The following is a 23,825-nucleotide window of genomic DNA, read 5'->3' as shown; positions in this document are numbered from 1 at the left end:
GACAACGTTGACCACCTTCGGCGGTCAACGACGTGAAACATGAATAACGCAAAAACCGTAGGTGGCGTTACGCTTACCTACGGTTAGTTGCTTCGATCCCTGCCGGGATAATTGAAAGTCCTCGAAGGATCTTTTAACAAGATCCACTACGAGAACCTTGGACGTAGCCGACTACTCAGCCGCTGCGGGCTCTTCGGCTGGCGCGTCCGCTGCAGGAGCTTCTTCCGCGGCAGGCTTTTCCGCTGCTTCCAAGACGCCTACCTCTTCGTAGAATTTGATGGCACCGGGGTGATATTCGATCCCAGTATTGCGAGCGACATTCTTTTCGTTAATCGCTTTGCCCGCTGGGTGCTTCCCGGCGATTTCCGCTCGGTTTTCCCAAATCGACTTGGTCACTTCATAGATCAGTTCGTCGCTCTGCGATGCCGCGGTGATCAAATGCATCGAACCGACGTTCAGTCCCAAGAAATCGTTGTCGAGTCCTTTATAGGTTCCGCCGGGAATCGTCGCGGGATGGAAGAAGGCGTACTTCTCGATCAGCTTTTGGCGAGCCGCTTCGTCGAACGGAACGTAAGTCACGTCGAACGTACTGGCAGCTTGCGTGATCGATCCGGTTGGAACCGCTCCGCCCAAAAACGCGGCATCGGCGGCGCCGTCACCCAATTGATCGACAGCGCCACTTTGCGTGGCGTTCAGCGAAGTGATCTCATCCCAAGCGACGCCATGTTCGGCCAGGATCGGTTCGACGAACATCTGGAAACCGGCACCGGCAGGTCCAGTGATCACGCGTTTGCCTTTCAAATCGGCGATCGATTGAATCCCCGAATCCGCTCGGGCGATGAACAGCGCCACGTTGGGTGCCAGCGTGGCAATCGCGCGGATGTCGTAAACCTTGTCCCAACCGGCTTCGCCACGAGCAGCGAAGTAGGAGATCGCGGCGTTGGAGAGCGCTAGCTCCAATTCCGCTTGTTGCAATCGGCGGATGTTCTCTTGCGAGCCCTTGGTCCCTTTGGCTTGGACCTTCCAATCGACGGTCCCCTTGTGTTCGTTCAAGACCTCAGCGATCGCGCCGCCGACCACGGGAAAGGCACCGCCGACGGGAGCGGTTCCCATGCTCAAGAACTGACGTCCGCCAGTGGCACCGCCATCGCCGGTGCTGTCGCTCTTCTTGCAACCCAGCATCAGAGCGGACAAAACCAGCGAAGCGACAAGCGCACGATGTTGCGAAATTTGGAGCATTAGAGCCATCGGGAATCGACCTTCAAGAGTGTTCGAGGGATGGAGAAATCCCAGTTGGGGCGGGAATTCATTTGAATCTCATGTATATTAACACGCCCCCTTGGGCGAGGCTAGAAGCGGGGCCCGCCGGCCCGAATCGGTCGGGTCACCAAACTTTCAAACAGGTCCAACTTGCCATGAGCCACCAAACAAAACGCGTCGCAGCGGTTCAGATGGATGTCGCGTTTGCCGACATCGACCACAACGTCCAACAGATCCTCGCCAAGATCGCGACGGTCAAAGCCGATGGAGTCGATCTAGCCGTCTTCCCCGAGTGTGCACTGACCGGATACTGCTTCGAAAGTCGCGAAGAAGCGTTGCCGCTGGGACTGTCGATCGACGACCCGCTGTTCGATTCGTTTGCCGCCGCCTGCGGCGATTCCAACTTGCACGTGATCATCGGTTTCCTGGAAATCGAAGGCGATAAGCTGTTCAATTCGCAAGCGATGATCAACCGCAGCGGTGTCGTCGGCAGCTACCGCAAGATCCATCTGCCGGGCGTGGGCGTCGACCGATTCCTCGATCCTGGCGATCGCGAATTCAGCATTCAAGCGGCGGGAGAGATCCGTGTCGGCATGGCAATCTGTTACGACAGTTCCTTCCCCGAAACAGCTCGCGTCCTTGGCCTGCACGGTGCCGACGTGATCGCGCTGTCGACCAATTGGCCCGTCGCGGCGCGGCGGACTGCCGAGATCGTGCCGCCGGCTCGCAGCATGGAAAACCATCTCTACTTCATCGCCGCCAATCGCGTGGGTACCGAGCGGACGTTCGAGTTCTGCGGGATGAGTTCGATCGCGGGTCCCGACGGCGTGATGATCGCCGAAACCGATAGCGATCAGGAATTGATCCTGACCGCCGATATCGACCTTTCGATCGCTCGAAACAAACAGATCGTCCGGACTCCCGGGAAGCACGTGATCGACCGATTCGCCGACCGGCAACCCGAACGGTACACCATCATCGGCGAAAAGAAGTAGCCGAGCGGTCACTCTGTGCAGAACACGCATTTTTTGTGGCCGCGGCGAGGGGAGAGGAGCCGGAATTGAGCCGGTAACAATCGCCAAATTGCCCCCCTTTGACTACAATGCAAAGCAACTCCGTGCTTCACGAATCTTCGTCCCGCAGAAACGACTTACATATGAACCTGTACGCTCGATCTTTGTCCCTGTGCTTGTTTGCGTTGACAAGCTGCGTCGCCATCGCAGCCGATGACAGTGCAAAAATCAAAGGCTTCTCGACAACCCAGCCCGACAAAGGGCCGTTTGTCGCAGTCGAAGGGGGCTTCATGGTCCCTTACACCGAGACGATCCCTGGCACCGAGATCAGCTTCGAAATGATCCCGGTCCCCGCGGGGAGCTACAAAATGGGCAGTCCAGCCAGCGAAGCAGGGCACAAAGAGGACGAAAGCCCGCAGATCATGGTCAATGTCGATCCGATGTGGGTCTGCAAGACGGAGGTCCGCTGGATGGAATACAAAGAGTTCATGGGAATGTACAAAACTTTCAAGGAGTTTGTTTTCCGCGACATGCGGAAGGTCACTCCAGAAAACAAAGTCGACGCGGTCACCACGCCGACCGAACTGTACGAACCCAGCTACACGTTTGAATTCGGCGACGACGACGACCTGCCGGCGGTCACGATGACCCAATTCGCAGCCAAACAATTCACCAAGTGGCTGTCGAAGATGACCGACACCCAGTACCGCATTCCGACCGAAGCGGAATGGGAATGGGCGGCTCGCGCCGGCAGCACCACCGCTTACAGCTGGGGCGAATCGGCGGACGAGATCGACCAATACGCTTGGTACGCCGACAATTCTCCCGACGGCCCGTCGAAGGTTGGCCTGAAAAAGCCGAACGCTTTTGGCCTCAACGACATGCTGGGCAACGTGGCCGAATGGACGATCGACGCCTATCTGGAAGACGGCTACAAGATTTTTGAAGGCAAAACCGTGAAGGCCTCCGAAGCGATCAAGTCGATCGAAACCGCCGACCCACGCGTGGTCCGCGGCGGCAGCTGGGAGATGGAGCCCGAAGACGTCCGCTGTGCTTCCCGTCTATACAGCGTCGACGAAGATTGGAAAATGGATGACCCGAACATTCCGCTGAGCCCATGGTGGTTCACCAGCGATCCATCGCGCGGCGTCGGCATGCGTTTGTTCCGATCGTGGAAACCGCTGTCCGACGAAGCGATGAACAAGTTCTGGGAGATCGATTCCGAAGACATCGAATTCGACGTGATGTCTCGTATCGAAGAAGGCCGCGGCGTGCTGGGACTGGCCGACCCCGATTTGGCCGAAGCTGCTAAAGCGGTTCGCGAATAGATCGTCCGAGAACCGATAGACAAAGACAACAACCATCTGGAAAAGTGAGACGCAAAAGTGATTGATACCTTGGCCGTCGTCGGCGCGACCGGCGCCGTGGGTCGGATCGTGCTAGACCAAATTTTGCAACGCAAGCTGCCACACGGACGCTTGCGATTGTTGGCATCGGCGCGATCGGCCGGCCAAGTCGTCACGTTTGGCGATCAACAGATCACCGTTGAATTGATGGAACCGAGCGCGTTCGACGGCGTCGACGTCGTGATCGCCAGCACACCCGACGAAGTATCGGCCGAGTTCGCGCCGTGGGCTGTCGAGCGTGGCGCGATCGTGGTCGACGAGAGCGGATATTGGCGGATGGACCCGAAGGTGCCGTTGATCATTCCCGAAGTCAACGCGGCGGCGATCGACAACCACCAAGGCATCATCGCCAGCCCGAACTGCTCGACCACGCAGATGGTTGTCGCTTTGGCTCCGCTGCACAACGCGGCACGCATCAAACGCGTCATCGTCAGCACCTACCAAGCGACCAGCGGTGCCGGATTGGCGGGCGAAGCGGAACTGATGCACTCGACTCGCGGATCGCTCGACGGCTCCGCTCCCGCAGCCAAGACATTCCAATACCCGATCGCTTTTAACCTGATCCCTCAGATCGGATCGGAAAAGCACGAGGGTTACACCTCCGAAGAGATGAAGATGGTCTACGAGACCCGCAAGATCTTCGGCGACGATTCGATCGACGTCTGCCCGACCTGCGTTCGCGTTCCGGTTGCGATCGGCCACAGCGAATCGATTCTTGTCGAGACCGAAAAACCGCTGACCGTCGAACAAGCCCGCGAGCTGTTCGCCAATGCCGACGGCGTGACTTTGATCGACGACCTGGCCGGACGACAATACCCGATGCCTGTCGACAGCGCTGGCAAGGACGACGTTTTTGTCGGCCGTGTTCGCAAGGACCTCAGCAGCCCCAACGGGATCGCGTTCTGGTGCGTCAGCGACAATCTCCGCAAGGGAGCCGCGACCAACGCCGTTCAGATCGCCGAACTGTTGGCCAAGAAGATGGCTTCGGTCGCCTGATCATTTTGCGGAAGCCAGGCCTGACGTGTTGAGAACTTTTCGTTTGACCATCGGCTACGATGGCTTCCGCTACGCAGGCTGGCAGGTCCAAGCGGACCTGCCGACGATCCAAGGCGAATTACAACGCGCGTTCGCCGAATTGACCGGTGAGCGCGTCTCGATCACCGGCAGCGGACGGACCGATTCGGGCGTCCACGCGATCGCTCAAGTCGCAAGCCTCACCACCGACGCCTGGCGATCCAGCGACGCCGCGTTGGGCCGAGCGATCAACACGAAGATTCCCGACGACATCACCGTCTATCGCTGCGAAGAGATGCCCGTCGACTTCCACGCCTTGCGTGATGCCGTTGGCAAACGCTACCGCTACCAGATGCAGATCGGTGGCGTCCGCGACGCATTCGACTTCCGCTACTTCTGGCATCACCACGTCCAACTGGACATCGAAGCGATGCGGCAAGCAGCCGCCATGATCGTCGGCACCCACGATTTTGCCTGCTTCCAAGCGACCGGCAGCGAGCGGAAAACGACGGTCCGCACGATCCACGACCTGGCGCTGACAACAGGGCAGGGAAGGGCAGGGCAGGGGCACTTGATCGTCGAAGTCGAAGCGAACGGGTTCCTCTACAACATGGTTCGGAACATCGTTGGCAGCCTTGTGGAAGTCGGCCGCGGCAAACATCCGCCCGCCTGGATCGAGGAACTGATCGCCGGCCGCGACCGCAACCAAGCCGGCCCCACCGCCCCAGCCCACGCCCTGTTCCTTCTGCGAGTCGATTACGACGTCCAACCGCTAGCCGCGCCACAGTCGCCGCGTTGAAGCCGAGACTCCCTTCAAACCCAGCAACCCACCAACGGAATTCACCGCGGCATCGCAAGTGCAACCACCCGGCGGTTGTCGGCTGAAGCCTCGACGCCAGCCGCGGTGGAGACGAGCCTGCTTCCAATCCCAGCAACGGAATACAACACAGCACTGGGAGCGCAACGACATGGCGGTCGTCGGCTGAAGCCTCGACTCCGGCCGCGTCGGTTACGGTTCGAAGGGGTTGTCGGCGTTGAGGGCGGCTTCCCAGGCTTTTAGATAGGCCTGGTCGGCGGTGCTTAGTTTTTTCACGGGGACGGTGACTTCTCGCCCATCGGTTCGCTTCAACACCGCGCCACCATCTGCGACTCGCAACAGGTTGGCCTCGATCTTAAACCGCCCCGTCGCGTCGGACCACGTTCGAACGGAATTGGTCGCTGTGGCAGCCATCGGCGCGTCGGAGACCGAAGCGGGCTTGTTCGGTTGCGGTAACTCATTGGGAGCTAACTGGACGTTGCGGCGTTTGACGGTCACTGTTCGCGAACTGCCGGCGCGCCGGCGTACCACCACGCTTTTGTCCGCGTTCAACGAGACGATTTCTCCGGGAAACCAGAACGAGCCGTGCTCTTGGAACTGGACGATCTGGCCGACATACAACGGCGTCAACGCATCGACTTCGCGATCGGTCGACTTCACCGTCCCAAAGCCGCCGTAGGCCTTCTTCAGATCTTGGACCACCTTGTAGTCGGGCGCCCATCGCACCAAAGCATTATGAGCTGCCGAGCGCAGTTTTTTGTCCTCGTGCTCGATGTGGGCCTCGATCGCCGCGGCGACCTTCGGGCTGGGATCCGCCACGCTCTTCTTCGCCAATGCCTCTAGCTTCGCCTGGACTTTCTCATCGTCGCCCGATTGAAGATCGGCGATCGCTGTCGCCAATTCCTCTTCGGTCAATGGTCGCTCCGCCTCTTCCTTGGCTTGCTTCGCCGCCATCGCCCGCTCTTCGGCAATTCGTTTGGCTTCCGCCTCCATGCGATCGAGCTCTTCAACAGCGATGCGATCGTATTTCACATGGATCGGCACCGTCACGGTGGTGTTCCCATCGTTGACGACCAACTTGTACTGGATGTCGATCGCATCGGGCAGCGACGCGGTGCGAGCAAAGGTCCAGGAACCAGAGCCGGTCATTTCATAGGTCTGATTCTTATCGTTTGCAGGCATCGTCAGCTGATAGGATTTACTGACCTGCACGCGCCCATCCTGCTCACCCCTGATCGCATACTTTGTAACCTCACCCGCCGCGCGGACGTCCTTGGGAGCGTTGTCGCCGCGGCCAAAAGGATCCAACGGCCCGAAGCGCCCGCCCATACGCCCACTCGGTTCGTTCTTAGTGATCGACACGCCGGAGTCAATCACCCAGGACTTGGTCTCTTCTTCGGGAAGCGTCTCGAACGGCATCAGCGACACATTCCCCAACAGAAAGGGCAATTGGGAATCACCCGTCATCGCCAAGACCTCCCCTTGCGAAGAGAGCGTGATCTGATTGGTGGTCGTCACCTTGCCAGCAAAGGTTGGCCGGGAGAAGGGACGAGGAATCGATGGCGGTCCAAACCGGCGGCCCAAGGGAGCTTGTCGCCCTTTGGATTGCTTCGATTCCGACAGCCCGCCATGGTACGTCAACCGAAGCTGGTCATCCTTCGCGGAGTTGACGGTATATTTCGTCACGCCCTTGTAGGTGATCGTTTCATCGTCGCCGTCGACAATGATCTCAAAGCGATAGGCAAAGCGCGACCCCGACTCGGGAGCGTACCGAAGCGGTTGAGCGAAAAGACATTCAGGAACGGCCGCTGCGATCGCAGCACAGCCCAACAACGCAATCGAAATCTTCAGCAACATCGAACAACCTCCGCCTGGTCGGATAAATCCAGTAAAACCTGGATTCTCCGGGGCAACGGTTCTCGAAGCAAGCAAAATTCACAGCGAATTTACGTTCCCGCCCCACCATCAACCCACGACGGCGATCGATTCCGACGTGGCGTGGACCTGGGGGCGAGTGGGAAATTAGAGCGAAGCAAAAGCAGCTTCCAACAGCTCTTCCTGCTCCAACTTGTGCGTCCGCATCGATCCTGTCGACGGGCTAGCCGATTCGACACGACTGACGCAGTGCAGGTTGAAACGCTCACCCAACTGGTCGCCGTAGTTCAGCTTCAGATACGGCCAGGCCCCCATATTCTTCGGCTCTTCTTGCACCCAATAGATGTCTTTGCCTTCCGCGTAGCCACCGAAGGAGCTCATCAATTCGTGCTGCTTCAACGGATACAGTTGCTCGATCCGCAAGATCGCAACATCCTCGAGGCCACGTTGCTTGCGAGCTTCCAAGAGGTCGTAGTAAACCTTGCCGGTACACAACAGAATCCGCCGCGCGTTGTCGGGAGAGACCTGCGTATCGGGCAAAATCTTCCGGAACTGCTGAGCTTCCAGATCCTTTAATTCGGAAACCACCAACGGATGCCGCAGCAAGCTCTTCGGGGTCAGGCAGATCAACGGCTTCCGCCAACGACGCAGCACCTGCCGACGCAACAAATGGAAGTACTGTGCCGGAGTCGTCGGCTGGCAGATCTGAATGTTGTGTTCTGCAGCCATCGCCAGGAAGCGTTCGACCCGCGACGAACAGTGCTCCGGACCTTGCCCTTCAAAGCCGTGGGGCAACAACATTACGAGGCCGCTCAAGCGATTCCACTTGTCCTCCGCACTCGCAATGAACTGGTCGACGATCACTTGGGCACAGTTCCAGAAGTCACCGAACTGAGCCTCCCAAGCGCAAAGACCTTCGGGACAGTCGAGACTGTAACCGTACTCAAAGCCCAGGACGCCCGCTTCGGACAGCGGGCTGTTGGCGATCTCGAACTTCGCTTGGTCGGGAGCCAAATTCTCAAGCGGAGTGTAAATCGCACCACTCTCTTCATCGTGCAGCACCGCGTGCCGCTGGCTGAACGTACCGCGTTCGCTGTCCTGGCCGGTCAAACGAATGCGACGCCCTTCGGTCAATAGCGTTGCGAAAGCCAACGCTTCGCCGGTGGCCCAGTCGACCGGCAGCTTGCCGGCAGCCATCTCGCGACGCTGTTCATACGGCCGTTTCAGTTTGCGATGGAGATTAAATTCTTGCGGGATCGTGGTCAGCGTTTCCAGCAGCTCCGAGAGCCGCTTTTTGTCGACGCCGGTGACCACGGTATCGTTTTCGGGTTCGGGTCCGCCGACATATTCCGACCACGAGCCGCCCAACGATTGCACATCGGGAACAAATGGAACGGTGCGAGTCGCTTCGAATTCGCGCTCCAGTTTGTCCTGCCGCTTGCGATGCAGTTCCTTCGCTTCTTCGTCGGTCATCTGGCCCAGCTTCAACAATCGCTTGCGGTAGCTCTTGCGAACGCTCTGACGCGCATCGATCTCGCGATACATCTCCGGCTGCGTGAACCGCGGCTCATCGCCTTCGTTGTGCCCCCAACGACGGTAGGCGTACATATCGATCACGACGTCGCTGTGGAATTCGCGACGGAAATCCATCGCCAAGTTGACGACTTGAGCGACCGCTTCGGGATCCTCGCCGTTGACGTGGAAGATCGGAATTTGCAGCATCTTGGCGATGTCGGTCGCGTAGGTCGTGCTACGTCCTTCGCGCGGTTCGGTCGTGAAACCGACCTGGTTGTTAATCACCACGTGCAACGTGCCGCCGGTGTGATAGGCCTTCAATTGACTCAGATTCAGCGTCTCTTGGACGACTCCTTCGCCTGCAAACGCCGCGTCGCCGTGGATCAAGATCGTGACCACATCCTGGCGTTTCGTATCGCCATAGCGATCCTGCTTGCAACGCGTCCGTCCCAGTGCAACCGGATTGACGTATTCCAGGTGGCTCGGGTTGAAGCACAACGAGATGTGCATTTTGTCGCCCGAAGCGGTCTTCCAATCGCTGCTGTATCCCAGGTGATACCGCACGTCGCCGCCGCCGCGGTGCAGTTGCGGATCGGGATCGTCGAACGACCAGAAAATGTTGAGCGCTCGTTTCTTGAAGATGTTCGCCAGGACGTTCAACCGTCCACGGTGCGCCATCGCCATGACCACTTCTTTGACGTTGTGCTGGCCACATTTTTCCAAGGCGAGATCCAACAACGGGATCAAGCTCTCGGCTCCTTCCAACGAGAAGGTCTTGGCGCCGACGAACTTGCGGCGAACGAACTCTTCAAAAATCGTCGCGTCGGCCAAACGCGAGTAGATCCGGCGTTGGACCTCATGCGACAGCGGCATCCGATTCTCGCCGACTTCCATCCGACGCTGCAACCAATCGCGGATATTGCGATTGTCGATGTGCATGAACTGGGCACCGATGTTGCGGCAGTAGGTGTTCCGCAGCTGTTGCAGCACGTCGTTGAGCGTCCGCCCTTGAACATTCTCCAGAGCGCTCGAATCAAACGGGCGCGACAGGTCGTCTTCGGTCAGCCCATACGATTCGACATTCAGTTCGGGACATCCCTTTTGCGCCATTCCCAGCGGATCGACTTGAGCGACCAAGTGACCTCGGACCCGGTACTCGCGGACCAATTGATCGACCTGGTCCTGCATTCGCGCCAACCACAGTGCATGCTCGGTCACGTTGCCGAGGGTTTGCCCGTCGCCATCGGCTGCCGCACTCGCCGCTTCGGTCAATTTGGCCGTGGTCTCGTCGGTTGCCACAAGAAACTGCTCAAAGTAACGTCGCCAACCGGGCGACACACTCTCAGGGTCTTTGACATATTGAACGTACAGGTCGTCGATGTAGCCCAGGCTATATGTGTTCATCGTTGTTCGTTGCCGCTTGTGTTTCTGCCAGCGAGGCATCTGAAGCAAGTAAGAAAGATCACTGGCCAGATAGGTGTTCGCAAGATTGCGCACCCGCCAGCAGCAAGGATTGAAGGATGGCACGTCGACATCCCAAGGAGATCGCGTCCCCAGGGTGTTCCAACCGCATCGGCGATGCCTACGCCGCGGTGCTTACTTCGCGTGGGTGAGAATGACAACATTGCGTTATTCAATGCGAAAAGGTGCCACTGGGTTAGCCGCACGAAGTTTAGGCAGGATTTTGCAGACCCGTCCATAATCTGCATGACATTGCAGAACCATCCTTCAATCTGCGTTGAGAACTCAATCATAGCAACTTGGGACAAGCTGGCTATGGCATTTTGCACGCGCGATGCGCGAAATTTCCAAGCTTGTCCAATCGACAACGCGACACCCCCGTACGTCTGTGCAGATTGATACACTGAAAGGATCGATATCATTTCACCCAATGGACGAGACAGGACATGAAACTGATCCATCACGGTGGTCACTTAGGGGTCACCGGCTCGTGTCACCAGCTGTGGACCGACGACGAGCATAGCCTTTTGGTCGATTGCGGGACCTTTCAGGGAGACGATGCCCGCGACCATCCCAACCCGGAGATCAAGTTCTCGCTGCGAGGTATTGAATCGCTGCTGTTGACCCATGTTCACATCGATCACTGCGGTCGGATCCCACATCTGATCGCCGCCGGGTTCGAACAGCCGATCTATTGCAGCGGGCCGACGGCGCGGTTGCTGCCGTTGGTAATGCAGGACGCCCTGAAGATTGGGTTTACGCGGAACCAGCGACTGATCGACAAATTCAACGACAAGATCGCCAAACTCCTGCAACCGCTCCCCTATCACCAGTGGCATCCGATCCAAGGGGGCTGCAAGTTGCGGCTCCGTCCTGCCGGGCACGTTTTAGGGTCGACGATCTTCGAAGTTGAGTTGCCCAACGGCCAGATGGCGGTCTTTTCGGGCGACCTGGGACCTCGGCACGCGCCACTGTTGACGGAGTTTTCCTCGCCCGAACGGGCCGACCTGCTGGTCATGGAGAGCACCTATGGCGACCGAATTCACGAGGGGCGAGCCGACCGCCAATCGCGACTGGAAACCGTCTTGCGGAAAACGCTGGCAGACAAAGGAGTCACGATCATCCCGGCCTTCAGCCTCGGCCGAACCCAGGACATCCTGTTCGAAATGAACGGGATCTTTGAAGCGATCCAGAAACAACAGGGACGCAGTCTAATGAAGCAGGTCGATGTGATCGTCGACTCCCCGCTGGCCAGCCGGTTCACGCAGATCTACGACGACTTGCAAGAATTCTGGTCGGCGGAGGCTCAAGGAGTTCTCAAGACCGACGACCAACCGCTGGTCTTCGAAAACCTGACCACCGTCGGCGATCATCAAGAACACCTCGCGACGCTCGACCAACTGGTCAAACACAAACTCCCGGCGGTCGTCGTTGCGGGCAGCGGGATGTGCACCGGCGGCCGGGTGATGAACTATTTGCGGCGTCTGATCGGCGAACCGACCACCGACATCGTCTTCTGCGGCTACCAGGCGCGTGGCACTCCAGGCAGCTACATCCAACGCGGCAGCGACTGGGTGCGGCTGGACGGTCGCAAATACCAGATCCGTGCGGATGTGCATCAACTGAGCGGCTACTCGGCCCATGCCGACCAACGCGACCTGCTGCGGTTCGTCGCCGGATTCACCGAAAAACCGTACCGGATCCGTCTGGTCCACGGGGAGTATCACGTTCGCAAGACGCTGGAGGCCGAATTGGACCAGCGCGGTTATCATGTTGATTAACGCGTGCCAGCAGCGTCAGTTAGATAGGAAGCAAAGCGGTGCCGCGATACAATCGGAAGCGCTGCTGCGCAAGCGCGTTCCGCAAATTACGATTCGAAATAAGGATACCACTGTGAATCGCACAACCTTTTTGTTGACGGGCCTTGTTGCCCTGATGGCCATTTGTGCGCCCCACACGTTTGGCGAGGGCCCCATGAAAGTTACGGAAATCGAAGGAATCAGCGAATATAAACTCGACAACGGATGCAAGGTCCTCTTGTTTCCCGATCCGTCGAAACCGGTTGTGACGGTGAACGTAACGATCTTCGTCGGTTCGCGGCACGAAGGCTACGGTGAAGCCGGGATGGCTCACCTGTTGGAACACATGTTGTTCAAAGGGACTCCATCGCACCCCGAGATCCCCAAGTTGCTACAAGATCACGGCGCCCGCTTCAACGGCACCACTTGGACCGATCGCACAAACTACTACGAAACGCTCCCCGCCAGCGACGAGAACCTTGAGTTCGCGCTCCGCTTGGAAGCCGATCGCTTGGTCAACAGCACGATCAAGGGAGAGGATCTGGCCAGCGAGATGTCGGTCGTCCGCAGCGAGTTCGAGAGTGGCGAGAACGATCCCAGCCGGATTCTGATGCAACGCATGCAATCGGCCGCCTACGAATGGCACAACTATGGCAAGAGCACGATCGGCAACCGCAGCGATATCGAACGTGTGCCAGTGGTCAACCTTCGTCGTTTCTACAAGAAGTACTACCGTCCCGACAACGTTCTGGTCACCGTGGCGGGACAATTTGATCCCGACAAAGCGCTCGAGTACCTGCAAAAGTACTTCGGCTCGCTCGAAACCCCCGACACCCCGATCGATCGCACCTATACCGTCGAACCGCCACAAGATGGTGAACGAACCGTCGTGCTCCGCCGCGTCGGCGATGTCCAATGGGTGGGGGCTGTCTATCACATCCCCGCCGGCAGCCACGAAGAATACGCTGCGGCCAAAGTGTTGTCGTACGTTTTGGGAGACGAACCGAGCGGAAGGCTTTACAAATCGCTGGTCGAAACCGAAAAGGCGAGCAACGTCTATTCGTTTGGTTTTAGTTTCCATGATCCCGGTCTGACGATGGCGTTGGCCGAAGTCCCCAAAGACAAAGATATCGAGGTCGCTCGCCAGCAGTTGCTGTTGACGATGGAGCACGGTTTTGAAGAGGAACCGGTAACCGAAGAAGAGGTCGAACGAGCGCGTCAGCAATTGTTGAAGAGTCGCGAATTAGAGGCTGCCGATTCGGATCGCTTGGCCGTTTCGCTTTCCAACTGGGCCGCCCAGGGTGATTGGCGATTGTACTTCCTGTTCCGCGATCGCTTGGAAGCGCTGACTGCAGCAGATGTCCAAGCTGTGGCCGTGAAATACCTGACCCGCAACAACCGCACCACCGGGTTGTTCATTCCATCCGACGAAGCCCAACGAATCACAATCCCCGAAGCTCCCGATTTGAACGCGTTGCTGGCCGACTACAAAGGGCGTGAAACGATCCAAGCGGGCGAAGCCTTCGACACCTCGCCGCTCGCGATCGACCAGCGGACCGAGCACGGCGAATTGACCGACACGGTTGAATACGCGTTCCTGCCCAAGAAGACGCGTGGAGCGTCGGTCAATTTGATGCTGACTCTGCGTTATGGAACTCCCGAAAGCCTGCAACCGCGCGTGATCGCCGCCGACGTCTTGCCGCAATTGATGGCTCGCGGAACCGAATCGTTGGACTACCAACAGTACCAAGACAAGGTCGCCAAACTGCGGGCTCAGATCAGCCTCAGCGGCACCACGGGGCTGTTGCAGGTGAGCGTCAAAACGAACCGCGAGCAACTGTCCGAGGTCCTCGATCTGTTGACCGAAGTGATCCGCAAGCCGCGGTTGGATGCGGACGAATTGGACGTTCTTAAACGGCAAACGATCACCGGACTGGAGAGCCAGTTGAGCGAACCACAAGCGTTGGCGCCGATCTCCACGCGCCGAGCCTTGACGCCCTATCCGAAGACCGATGTCCGCTACCGTCCGACGCTCGAAGAAGAGATCGCGATGTACAAGGATCTGAAGATCGACGAGGTTCGCGAACTGTACAACGATTTCGTCAGCAGCCAATCGACCGAACTGGCGGTTGTTGGCGACTTTGATCCCGAGCTGATCAAATCGAAACTGAAGCCAGCTCTGGAAGGCTGGAAGTCGGATCATCCGTATGTCCGCATCGACCGACCAGCCCACCCCGATCTGCCGGGCGAAGTCAAAACGATCAACACGCCCGACAAGGCCAACGCGGTCTATTACGCGGGTCAGCAGTATGTGATGAGCGACACCGATCCCGATTACACTGCGATGGTGATGGGCAACTACGTCCTCGGTGCCGGTGCGTTGTCGAGCCGCTTGGGCGATCGCGTGCGGCAACAGGAAGGGCTCAGTTACGGCATCCGATCGGGCTTCAGCGTGAGCACCAAAGATGACCGCGGCGAGTTCACGATCTTTGCGATCACGAACCCCAACAACAAGGACAAGTTGATGACGGTGATCCGCGAAGAGATCGACAAGATCCTTGCCGACGGAATCACCGACGAAGAATTGGCGAAAGCCAAAGAAGGGTATCTGCAACGCGAATCGGTCCGTCGCAGCGACGACAGCTACATCGCGTCGCAACTGGTCTTAAATATGTTCACCGATCGGACGATGGCCTTCACCGACCAGCAGGAGAAGAAGATCGCTGCGGTCACCAAGGACCAGGTCAACGCCGCCTTGAAGAAGTACATCGACCCCGAGCGTTTGATCATCTCGGTCGCCGGTGATTTTAAGGTGAAAGAGTAATAAGCTCCAACACCGCAATCGCGCGAAACGACGCAACGCTTCAACGCTGGCCAATGCCCACGTTGGAGCGTTCCATCGCGTGCATTAGCCGCGAAGCCGGCGGCAGCATCTAGCCGTGGGCATCAGCCCACGGATCGAGAGCGTTCAAGAGCGCGCATCAGCCGCGAAGCGGCGGCAGCATTCGATTGCTATCGCCGCTTCGCGGCTGAACGTATCGATGCACACTGAAATCTGCGGGCTCACGCCCGCAGCTAAACTACCGCCGTTTCACGGCTGGGAAATCTATCACCAGGCGATACATCGTATCGCTGCTCGGCCCGAAAAACGGCTCACTGCGGTGCACCCGCTGGCATCGGCAAACCCAACTGAAACGCCAGCTCTAACATCAGGCGTTCGACCGGATTCATCGTCTCCCGCTCGGCGAGTACTTTCCGAGCCAGAGCGGGATCGTCGGTGATCAGGTTATCGACGCCGCGGCTGATCATCGCCGACATCGTCCTGGCGTCGTTAACCGTCCACACCGAAACCGTCTTCCCCACGCGATGAGCCGCGTTGATGAACGACTGCGTCGCCAGCGACGTGTTGACGGCTAAGAAGTCGACGTTGGCGCGAGTCAGATCGCTGACAGCCACCGCGGTCAACAGTCCGCAAATCCAATCGGGACGCAGCTTCTTCAGTTTGGCGATTCCTTTGGCATCCAGCGACATGATCACGATCTGATCTTCCATCTCAAACCGCTCAACCAAATCGACGACCCGCTGCTCCAGTCGATCGGTGTGGCCGTAATACTTCAGTTCGATGTTCACGCCAACCTGGTCCTTGCACAACGCCAGCACCTCCTCCAGCGTCGGCATCCGCTCGGACGTGTAGTCGGCGGAGAAGTAGCCGCCGATGTCGATGCTGCGAAGCTCTTCCGCTGTCGCATTCCAAATCTTGACTGGATTGCCCGCCACCTTTTTCAGATCCGAATCATGCGCCACGACGACAACCCCGTCGCTCGATTCCTGCACATCGATCTCGACCCAATCGGCGCCATCTTCGATCGCTCGGCGAAACGCAGCCATCGTATTTTCGGGCGAATGCGTTGCACCGCCGCGATGCGCAGTGATCTGAACTCGATCCTCGATCGAGATCGATTCGAGCGTCAACACGCCCAACACGGCAGCGACCAATCCGCCGATCACAACCGCCGAAGCGATCCGCCCGCCGGTCAATCGGATGCCATTCCACTGGCCCCACGTCGGCATCTCTACCAACCGCTGGCCGGGCTCATCGACATGCTGCAAGTACAGCATCCCCAACAGCGACGCGCACGACGCGTTGGCGATCAGGCTGGCGATGAAATTTGCGATGCCGAAAATGGCCAACAACATCCCGACCGCTGCGATCAAGGTCCAGATGGTTCGGGTTGCCGATGGCAACACAATTTCACCCAGCGATGTCGTCAGCAGCGAGAGGCAAAATCCAAGGGCAAGATTACTGATCGCCCAGACGGCCAGCGAACCGACGATCCGCCAGCGATGCGGGCTAGCCAAACGCTTGCTTTCGGCCAACGCTTCGGTTGGCGAAAGTCCACGGTACAACAGCAGCGGCAATGCAAAGGCCCATCCGCTGACGCGGTACAACAGCGCCACCGCCATCGCGACCAACACAGCTCCGATCAAACCAACGGCCAGCCAAAACTTCGGCGGCTTGGCGGTCAAATAGAAGTTGATGTCGTGATCGGTCAGCAGGAACAGGAACAGCCCGCCGCCGACCGCCAGGAATGGCAACGCGGTCAGCGCCACGCGAGCGACGACGCGAGTCGTCAGCCACAGCACCTGCCGCGTCCGCTCTGCCACAAAGATCGCAACTCGGCTCGGTCGAATCTTCAGCGACTGGTCCGCCCCCAGGCAAACCGTCATCAACACAGCCTGCTCGATCGCCAACACTGCCAACACCCCGCCGCCGACGATCACCACCGCCAGCCAACCCGTCGGGTGCAACAGGAATCGAGCGATATCGGCGTCGGCCAAAACGCTCCGCCCGGAAAGACTCAAGAACACCCGAAACAACAAACTGACCGCAGGCGTCAGCAGCGTAAACGCCGCCAGCTTGAAGATCAGATCGACGGCCAGCAGCGTCCGGAAGCAGGAATAGAGATTGCGGCAGACCGTTTGAAACATCGGTGTTCCCGGAAACAGGCGGCGGATAGGAAAAATTCACCGCCGCAGCTTATCGAGCCAACCAAGATTTCGCCAGCCAACCGAACGCGCTCCATCGATCGCGCCAAACAAACAGGTACCCAGCTCAAACCAAGCCGTCTTTGCGCACCAGTCCCGGCAGGGACGACAGCAAGTAGCCCACGGAGTGAACCGCGAGAATCGCAAGGCCAAACACATCCCCCAAGCCCCGGCGGGCCGGCAGCAACGTACCTCAGAAGCCCTGCCCACGAATCACGCGAACACCGCGAATGCCTTCTTCCACCCACATGCCCGATTGAGAGCAAACCAACGAAACAACTTCCGCACTCTATGCCGATCACCGAACCCTACCAAACAAACCGGCACCCAGCACAAATCAAACCGTCTCTGCTTACCAGTCCCGGCAGGGACGACAGCAAGTAGCCCACGGTGCGAGCCGTGGGAATCGCAAAGCCAAACACATCTCCCAAGCCCCGATAGGGGCGGCAGCGATGAACTGCACTCGTCTACGCTGCCATTCATGCGAACCGCACGCGAATACCTTCATCCATTCACATGCTGAATCGATAGTAAAACACCGAAACGAGTCCGCACCCTTTTCCGGCCTCACTGCGGATTGCTCGATCCCACCAAGGCAGGTAGTATGCCACCCAAGTACAACGACGGCGCTAGCTAACATTTCAACGCAAATTCATTTGAATGAGAACGTATTCGAGATACTGACTTGCCGTATTTTCCGAACGAAGCAAAAAGTCTTTCATGATTGAAACCGCATCCGATGTAAGGCGCGATCATGAGACGGCGGCAGCCGATGCCAACACATCCGATTCGACACCATCGCACCGCCTCACTCCAATCAACGATCGCCCACCGCCAACGAATTGACGAACAAAAACGAAGTCAAGTACCAGACACGAGTCCGCACCCACCTTATTTGCAAGTAGGTCGAGCGTCGGACAGCGCCGCTTGTGATGGAGGGACGGACCACGGAAATTAACAGAGACCTATAACGGATACGGGTTACGTAAACATGCACGAAATCATATGCCCTCACTGCGGGAAAGCGTTCAAGATTGACGAAGCTGGGTACGCGGACATTCTGAAACAGGTTCGCGATAGCGATTTCGAGCAGCAATTGCATAAGCGCCTTGAACTGGCTGAGGCGGACAAGCAGAATGCCGTTGAGCTAGCCATGAGTAAAGTCACTGGCGAGTTACAAAAGACTGCCGCAGCCAAGGATTCCGAAATCCAGGAACTGAAAGCTAAGCTCGACGCAGGGGAGATAACGCGCAAGCTAGCCGTTACCGAGGCACTCAGCAGTGTTGAAAAAGAGCGTGACACGCTGGCGAACGAACTTGCAAAAACACTGCGGGAAAGGGACTCTGCTGCGAAACTGGCCGAGGCGCACCTTTTAAATCAATTACAGAAGGCTGCCGCGACGAAGGACGCTGTGATCCAAGAGCTGACATCGAAGCTTAGCGCCACAGAGGTTGCGCAGAAGCTTGCGATTTCCGAGGCCGTTGGTAGGGCCGAGAGAGAGAGGGATGAACTGAGGGGCTGCCTCGAGCGATCCGAACTTGAAAAGCAGCTTGCAGAGAAGTCCCTCAAGGACAAGTACGAGACGCAGATCAAAGATCGAGATGATGCGATCGATCGTCTCCGTGACATGAAAGCTCGCCTGTCGACCAAGATGGTTGGCGAAACTCTCGAACAGCATTGCGATACAGAGTTCAACCGCATTCGAGCGACGGCATTTCCACGGGCATATTTCGAGAAGGACAACGATGCACGGAGCGGCAGCAAGGGCGATTACATTTTTCGCGACGCGGACGAAACTGGCACCGAAATCGTTTCTATCATGTTCGAAATGAAGAACGAAAGTGACGAAACAGGTTCTAAGAAAAAGAACGAAGACTTTCTTAAAGAGCTCGATAAAGATCGAAATGAAAAGAGCTGTGAGTACGCAGTTCTCGTGTCGCTTCTTGAGCCAGATAGCGAGCTTTACAACTCTGGCATTGTCGATATGTCCCACCGTTTCCGGAAGATGTATGTAATCCGACCGCAATTCTTCATCCCGATCGTTACACTGCTGCGAAACGCTGCCCAGAACTCGCTGATGTATAAAAAAGAGCTCGCACTAGTGAAAGAACAGAACACCGATATCACAAACTTCGAGAATGAACTCGATGCGTTTAAGACCGGCTTTGCTCGAAACTACGAACTGGCGTCCAAGAAATTCAAGACAGCTATTCAGGAGATCGATAAAACCATCGACCATCTTCAGAAGACCAAAGACGCGCTACTAGGATCCGAAAACAATCTACGCCTTGCCAACAACAAAGCCGATGACTTAACGGTCAAAAAACTGGCAAAGGGTAACCCCACAATGGCCGCAAAGTTTGCCGAACTCAAGAATCAAAATCCTTCCGATAACGAGTAGGTCGGAAACGCTATGAATATTCATCGGATATGCCATGACTGACAGAAGCGCCGTTGACACCATTCGAGGCTATTTCTACCAATTCGATCTGTCAATCCTCAGCGTGTTGCAACTGACGTCGCCGGACGATTCCGTGGAGATCGAATGCACCGAAGACATCGACATCCGGACCGCAACCGAGGTTACGGCCACCCAATGCAAGTATTATGCGAAGACGGAGTACAACCACTCCGAAATCAAAGATGCGGTAAAGCACATGGTGTCCCACTTCAAGGAGAACTTGTCGGGAACGAGCCAAATGTTTATTACTCTATTAGGGGCCATTACGCATCGGGCCAGGAAAAATTGGATTGTGACATCGATGTCGATTTCCTGAAAAAACATTTCCTCACGTACTCAAAGGGAAAAGGCACTGCCAAGGTTACGCGACACCACCACTCTGAGCTTGGCCTTTCCGATGCCAATCTTGAGGAATTTCTAAAACGCTTGACCATCGACGTTAGGGCGAAGGAGCAGGGCAATCGTACGTCGATTTTGTTTTTGGTCTAAGTATTGCGTGGAGGTTGGCTGAGTCAAGTTGCTTCGACGAGAAGCTTTGTTGTTCCTGCACGGAGGTGTTTATCGATGACTGGGCCAGCTGCAATTGTTTCAAAATGTTTTGAAAACATTACCGATCCGCGCGTTGATCGTGGCCACAACTATGATCTCGTGGAAATGATCTTCATCACGCTGACCGCTGCGGTCTGCGGTGCGAACGGCTGGGTTGATGTGGAGCGCTTCGCCAAGGCAAAAATCGATTGGTTTCGACGTTATGTCAAACTCGACAATGGAATCCCTAGTCACGACACCCTTGGCCGCGTCTTCTCGAACCTCGACACCGGAGAGTTTCTCACAGCGATGCATCAATGGGTCGATCATTTTGCCAGTTCGCTGCGAGACAAAGGTGTTGCCATCGACGGGAAGGTCTTGCGTGGCTCATTTGATCACGCTGCGGGCAAGAGCCCACTACATACCATTACCGCCTTTGCCACCGAGACAAAGCTGGTGCTCCGACAAATGCCTGTCGACGATAAAAGCAACGAAATTCCTGCCGTTCCCCAGTTGCTCGAACTGCTTGACCTTGCTGGATCCGTGGTCACGCTCGACGCGATGCATTGCCAGAAAGAGACCGCCAAACGGATTGTCGCCGCAGAGGCAGATTACATTCTGACGGTCAAAGGTAACCAAGGGAATCTTGCGAATCGATTGTCAGAACTGTTCCTTGAGTATGGTGAACAGCGATACCGTGTCGAAGGATTACGCAAGCATGTAACGGTGGAAACATCGCGTGGTCGCGACGAGCGCCGTGAGTACTACACAATCGCCGTTCCAGGCGAACCGCTCTTTGCTGACTGGGCCGGTATCAAATCGATTGGAATGATCTTCCGCGTCCGTGACGATGGCAATGTGAGGCATTCCGAGGCGACGTACTTCATTAGCAGCCTGCCGCCCAAGGTGAAAAAGCTGAGCCGGCGGATTCGCGATCACTGGAAGATTGAGAACAGCGAACACTACATTTTGGATGTAACTTTTTCCGAAGACGCCAGTCGAATTCGCGCGGGCAGTTCACCAGAAATCTCCGCTGCTTTTCGCCGAATGGCGTTGAATATTTTGCAGCAGGACACAACCGTGAAAGACTCGATTCGCGGCAAACGACTCCGTGCGGGCTGGGACGAAACCGTTCTTGATGCCATTTATGCCGGTTTTAACAGGGCTTGAACGTGCGATTGCCCTGGGCGAAGGAGTTTGACGAACAATTTAGAGATGTGCTCGCTCTTATTAGAAAGATTTGCGGAGGTACGCCGTTCGAAGCCGAATATTTCTACTACAACAACGCACTAGCTGTTATCCGCGAACTCTCGATCAAGGCCGCACCGGTCGACCGGACAATTACGAAGAAGGAGTTCCTGAAACGAATTGACACATCCACGATCCTATTCGACAAGTGGTTCGTCAAGAAGAAGGGCAAGAAAGCTTATCTTGCGGCGCTCCGCAAGGAATACTTTACGGAGCTCAACGTATCCCCGCATGAGCGATTCTTCCTAATCGAAGCAGACGCTAACTCGTACATTCGGAGTGACCTCAAGCACCTAATTTTAGAGCTTTCTAAGAAATGGGGCAAGCTGTCCCCACGAGAGCCTTCCCCCTTCTGCCCGTACATCTACGTCCACGGTATAGCAGACGACGAGTTGCTCGCGTTGAAGAGAGAACTCAGCGCGGAAGGATTCAAGCTCATTGACGGCCATGACTTCCACGGCGCAGACTTCAGCCATTACTCAGTCACGCAGAAAGCGACGCATGGCAATGGGATAAAGATCAAGATCTTGAACACCCTTCCCAACGTCATTCAAGTCGTGGATGCCATTACCAAGACCCAATGTATCTATCAATTCCACATAGGCAAAGTTTATTTTAACTACGAGAAGCTGTCAGTCCGGCACATCAAGATTCAGGTAGAAAAAATGTCGGACGTCAAATCCATAATCTAACCATAGGCCAGTTAGCATGCCCCACACACAGAACGAAGAGCAAATCAATGCTCAGGTAATCGCAGTGTTCCCCGACAAGGTTCGCATCGTAGTGGACGACCTTGAAGACTTCAAGATAGCGGAAGAGTCGCTTAAGGTTGGCTCTTATGTAAAGATTGCGGACAACGAGAACGCAATCCTGATCGCCATTATCGAGAACTTCCAGATCGTAGTCAGTGCAGATGGGAAGCGGGACCATATCATCGAAGCCTTCCCACTTGGCATCCTTAGGAGCGGTAAATTCGAACGCGGCGGCGACTCGCTCGCGATTCCGCCAAAGGAAGTCCGGCCTGCAACTATCGACGACATCAAGAAAATTTATGGCGATTCAGTGCCTGAGGCAGAAAGGTTCAGCTTTGCGACGCTGGCATCGAACAAGAACGTCCCGGTTCCGGTCAACGGAAATAAGTTCTTTAACAAACATATTGCCGTAGTCGGTTCCACCGGTTCCGGTAAGTCGCACACTTTAGCCACCATCATCCAGAAAGCAGTAGAAGAAAAAGGAGGGGACTTCTCACTCAACAACTCACACGTGATCATTTTTGATATTCACTCGGAGTACAAGTCAGCATTCCCTTCCGCAAACTTTATTGACATATCGAATCTGGTCTTGCCATACTGGATGCTCAACAGCGAATAACTAGAGGAATTTTTTCTCGACACCGAAGCCAACGACCACAATCAGAGGAATATCTTTAAGGAGGCGATTATTAAGGACCGTCGTTCAAAGTGCACCGGATCGGAAGCCGAAAAGCAAAAGATTCATTTGGACACGCCTGTCCGGTTTGACATCAAAGAGGTTCTTGCGTACGCAATCGCAAAGAATGAGGAGATGGTTGATACGGGAGAGCTGTACGCGGCCAGTAACAAGGAAAAGGGTGGCCAGCCAAAACGTACTCAAGGCAGCCTTCATGGAAAGCTGACAAACTTCGTAAACCGGCTCGAGAACAAAGTTAACGACAGCAGGCTCGAATTTTTCTTGGGAGAGAAGTCGAATAGTATTACGTTTGAGGATACGCTTCAGACATTCCTTGGCTACCCATCGCAAAACAATTCGAATGTCACAGTCATCGATCTCAGCGGTGTCCCATTTGAGGTACTGAGTATCACGGTCTCGCTCATTTCTCGCCTAGTATTCGAACATGGGTACATTTACAAACGCCTGCGTTGTGCCAACAACCCGAGCGAGAAAATCAACAACGATGCACCAATCCTGCTGGTCTATGAGGAAGCGCACAAATATGTGCCAAACAGCGATCTCTCCAGGTATCGTTCGTCTAAGGTCTCTATTGAGCGGATCGCTAAGGAAGGCCGGAAGTACGGTGTTACCTTGCTGCTCGCGAGCCAGCGTCCCTCCGAGATATCTGAAACGATTTTCTCCCAATGCAGCAACTTCATCGCTATGCGCCTAACGAATCCAACAGACCAAGGCTACGTTAAGAAGTTGCTTCCGGACTCACTCGGTTCGCTAATCGACAAAATGACCTCCTTTCGACAGGGTGAAGCCCTACTTGTAGGGGAATCGATAATCCTTCCGTCAATCGTCCAGGTCGACCCGTGTTCTGACGCCCCATCTTCCAATGATATTCCGTAGTGGGAGCTTTGGAAGGAGGAGTGGAAGGATATGGACTTCGTGGCAATAAAGGCAGAG

The 23,825-nt window shown here is 56.3% G+C and carries 16 protein-coding genes; 12 read left to right on the top strand and 4 right to left on the bottom strand.

The window, feature by feature from the left end; translation table 11 throughout:
• Positions 1-171 precede the first annotated feature (171 nt).
• Positions 172-1,248, bottom strand: a complete 1,077-nt coding sequence (locus tag Poly24_RS02795; protein WP_145090121.1) for a TAXI family TRAP transporter solute-binding subunit — start codon at positions 1,246-1,248, stop codon at positions 172-174.
• A gap of 167 nt (positions 1,249-1,415) precedes the next feature.
• On the opposite strand from Poly24_RS02795, the gene Poly24_RS02790 reads away from it, so the two are divergent.
• From Poly24_RS02790 to truA, 4 genes are all read left to right on the top strand, one after another.
• Entirely contained in the window at positions 1,416-2,255 is an 840-nt protein-coding gene (locus Poly24_RS02790) for a carbon-nitrogen hydrolase family protein (protein ID WP_145090118.1), read from the top strand.
• Between the two features lie 161 nt (positions 2,256-2,416).
• Complete coding sequence (locus Poly24_RS02785) at positions 2,417-3,601, top strand: formylglycine-generating enzyme family protein (RefSeq protein WP_145090115.1); 1,185 nt, start codon at positions 2,417-2,419, stop codon at positions 3,599-3,601.
• A gap of 57 nt (positions 3,602-3,658) precedes the next feature.
• Positions 3,659-4,675: an aspartate-semialdehyde dehydrogenase gene (locus tag Poly24_RS02780; RefSeq protein WP_145090112.1), complete on the top strand. Its 1,017-nt coding sequence runs from the start codon at positions 3,659-3,661 to the stop codon at positions 4,673-4,675.
• A 25-nt stretch (positions 4,676-4,700) separates the two neighbouring features.
• Positions 4,701-5,492 carry a tRNA pseudouridine(38-40) synthase TruA gene (gene truA, locus Poly24_RS02775; RefSeq protein ID WP_145090108.1) on the top strand — a complete coding sequence of 264 codons (792 nt, stop codon included), beginning with the start codon at positions 4,701-4,703 and terminating at the stop codon, positions 5,490-5,492.
• 210 nt (positions 5,493-5,702) lie between these two features.
• On the opposite strand, the gene Poly24_RS02770 is transcribed toward truA, so the two are convergent.
• Complete coding sequence (locus Poly24_RS02770; RefSeq protein ID WP_145090106.1) at positions 5,703-7,367, bottom strand: SHD1 domain-containing protein; 1,665 nt, start codon at positions 7,365-7,367, stop codon at positions 5,703-5,705.
• A gap of 165 nt (positions 7,368-7,532) precedes the next feature.
• The gene (locus Poly24_RS02765) at positions 7,533-10,304 is read right to left on the bottom strand and encodes a 2-oxoglutarate dehydrogenase E1 component (protein WP_231753444.1); all 2,772 of its coding nucleotides are present in this window, start codon (positions 10,302-10,304) and stop codon (positions 7,533-7,535) included.
• A gap of 503 nt (positions 10,305-10,807) precedes the next feature.
• Here Poly24_RS02765 and Poly24_RS02760 point away from each other — a divergent pair.
• Together Poly24_RS02760 and Poly24_RS02755 are read left to right on the top strand one after the other, a co-directional pair.
• A complete protein-coding gene (locus Poly24_RS02760; protein WP_145090103.1) occupies positions 10,808-12,142 on the top strand; it encodes an MBL fold metallo-hydrolase RNA specificity domain-containing protein in 1,335 nt (444 codons plus the stop codon).
• 193 nt (positions 12,143-12,335) lie between these two features.
• Positions 12,336-14,984 (top strand): M16 family metallopeptidase, encoded by a 2,649-nt coding sequence (locus Poly24_RS02755; protein WP_231753443.1) that lies wholly within the window; start codon positions 12,336-12,338, stop codon positions 14,982-14,984.
• A 329-nt stretch (positions 14,985-15,313) separates the two neighbouring features.
• Here the strand turns inward: Poly24_RS02755 and Poly24_RS02750 are convergent, their stop codons facing one another.
• A complete protein-coding gene (locus Poly24_RS02750; RefSeq protein WP_145090100.1) occupies positions 15,314-17,149 on the bottom strand; it encodes a glycerophosphodiester phosphodiesterase in 1,836 nt (611 codons plus the stop codon).
• Between the two features lie 1,048 nt (positions 17,150-18,197).
• On the opposite strand from Poly24_RS02750, the gene Poly24_RS02745 reads away from it, so the two are divergent.
• The 6 genes from Poly24_RS02745 (at position 18,198) to Poly24_RS27750 (ending at position 23,768) form a co-directional block, all read left to right on the top strand.
• Positions 18,198-19,607: a DUF2130 domain-containing protein gene (locus Poly24_RS02745; RefSeq protein WP_145090096.1), complete on the top strand. Its 1,410-nt coding sequence runs from the start codon at positions 18,198-18,200 to the stop codon at positions 19,605-19,607.
• Positions 19,608-19,641: 34 nt separating this feature from the next.
• Entirely contained in the window at positions 19,642-19,983 is a 342-nt protein-coding gene (locus Poly24_RS02740) for a hypothetical protein (RefSeq protein WP_197452278.1), read from the top strand.
• A 176-nt stretch (positions 19,984-20,159) separates the two neighbouring features.
• Entirely contained in the window at positions 20,160-21,365 is a 1,206-nt protein-coding gene (locus Poly24_RS02735) for an ISAs1 family transposase (RefSeq protein WP_145090093.1), read from the top strand.
• A 2-nt stretch (positions 21,366-21,367) separates the two neighbouring features.
• Positions 21,368-22,135 carry a hypothetical protein gene (locus Poly24_RS02730; RefSeq protein WP_197452276.1) on the top strand — a complete coding sequence of 256 codons (768 nt, stop codon included), beginning with the start codon at positions 21,368-21,370 and terminating at the stop codon, positions 22,133-22,135.
• 16 nt (positions 22,136-22,151) lie between these two features.
• Entirely contained in the window at positions 22,152-22,814 is a 663-nt protein-coding gene (locus Poly24_RS27755; protein ID WP_197452275.1) for an ATP-binding protein, read from the top strand.
• A gap of 126 nt (positions 22,815-22,940) precedes the next feature.
• The gene (locus Poly24_RS27750) at positions 22,941-23,768 is read left to right on the top strand and encodes an ATP-binding protein (protein ID WP_391556903.1); all 828 of its coding nucleotides are present in this window, start codon (positions 22,941-22,943) and stop codon (positions 23,766-23,768) included.
• Positions 23,769-23,825 lie beyond the last annotated feature (57 nt).

It is taken from the genome of Rosistilla carotiformis (assembly GCF_007753095.1).
GTDB lineage: Bacteria > Planctomycetota > Planctomycetia > Pirellulales > Pirellulaceae > Rosistilla > Rosistilla carotiformis.
This window is presented reverse-complemented; position numbering and strand designations above follow the sequence as displayed.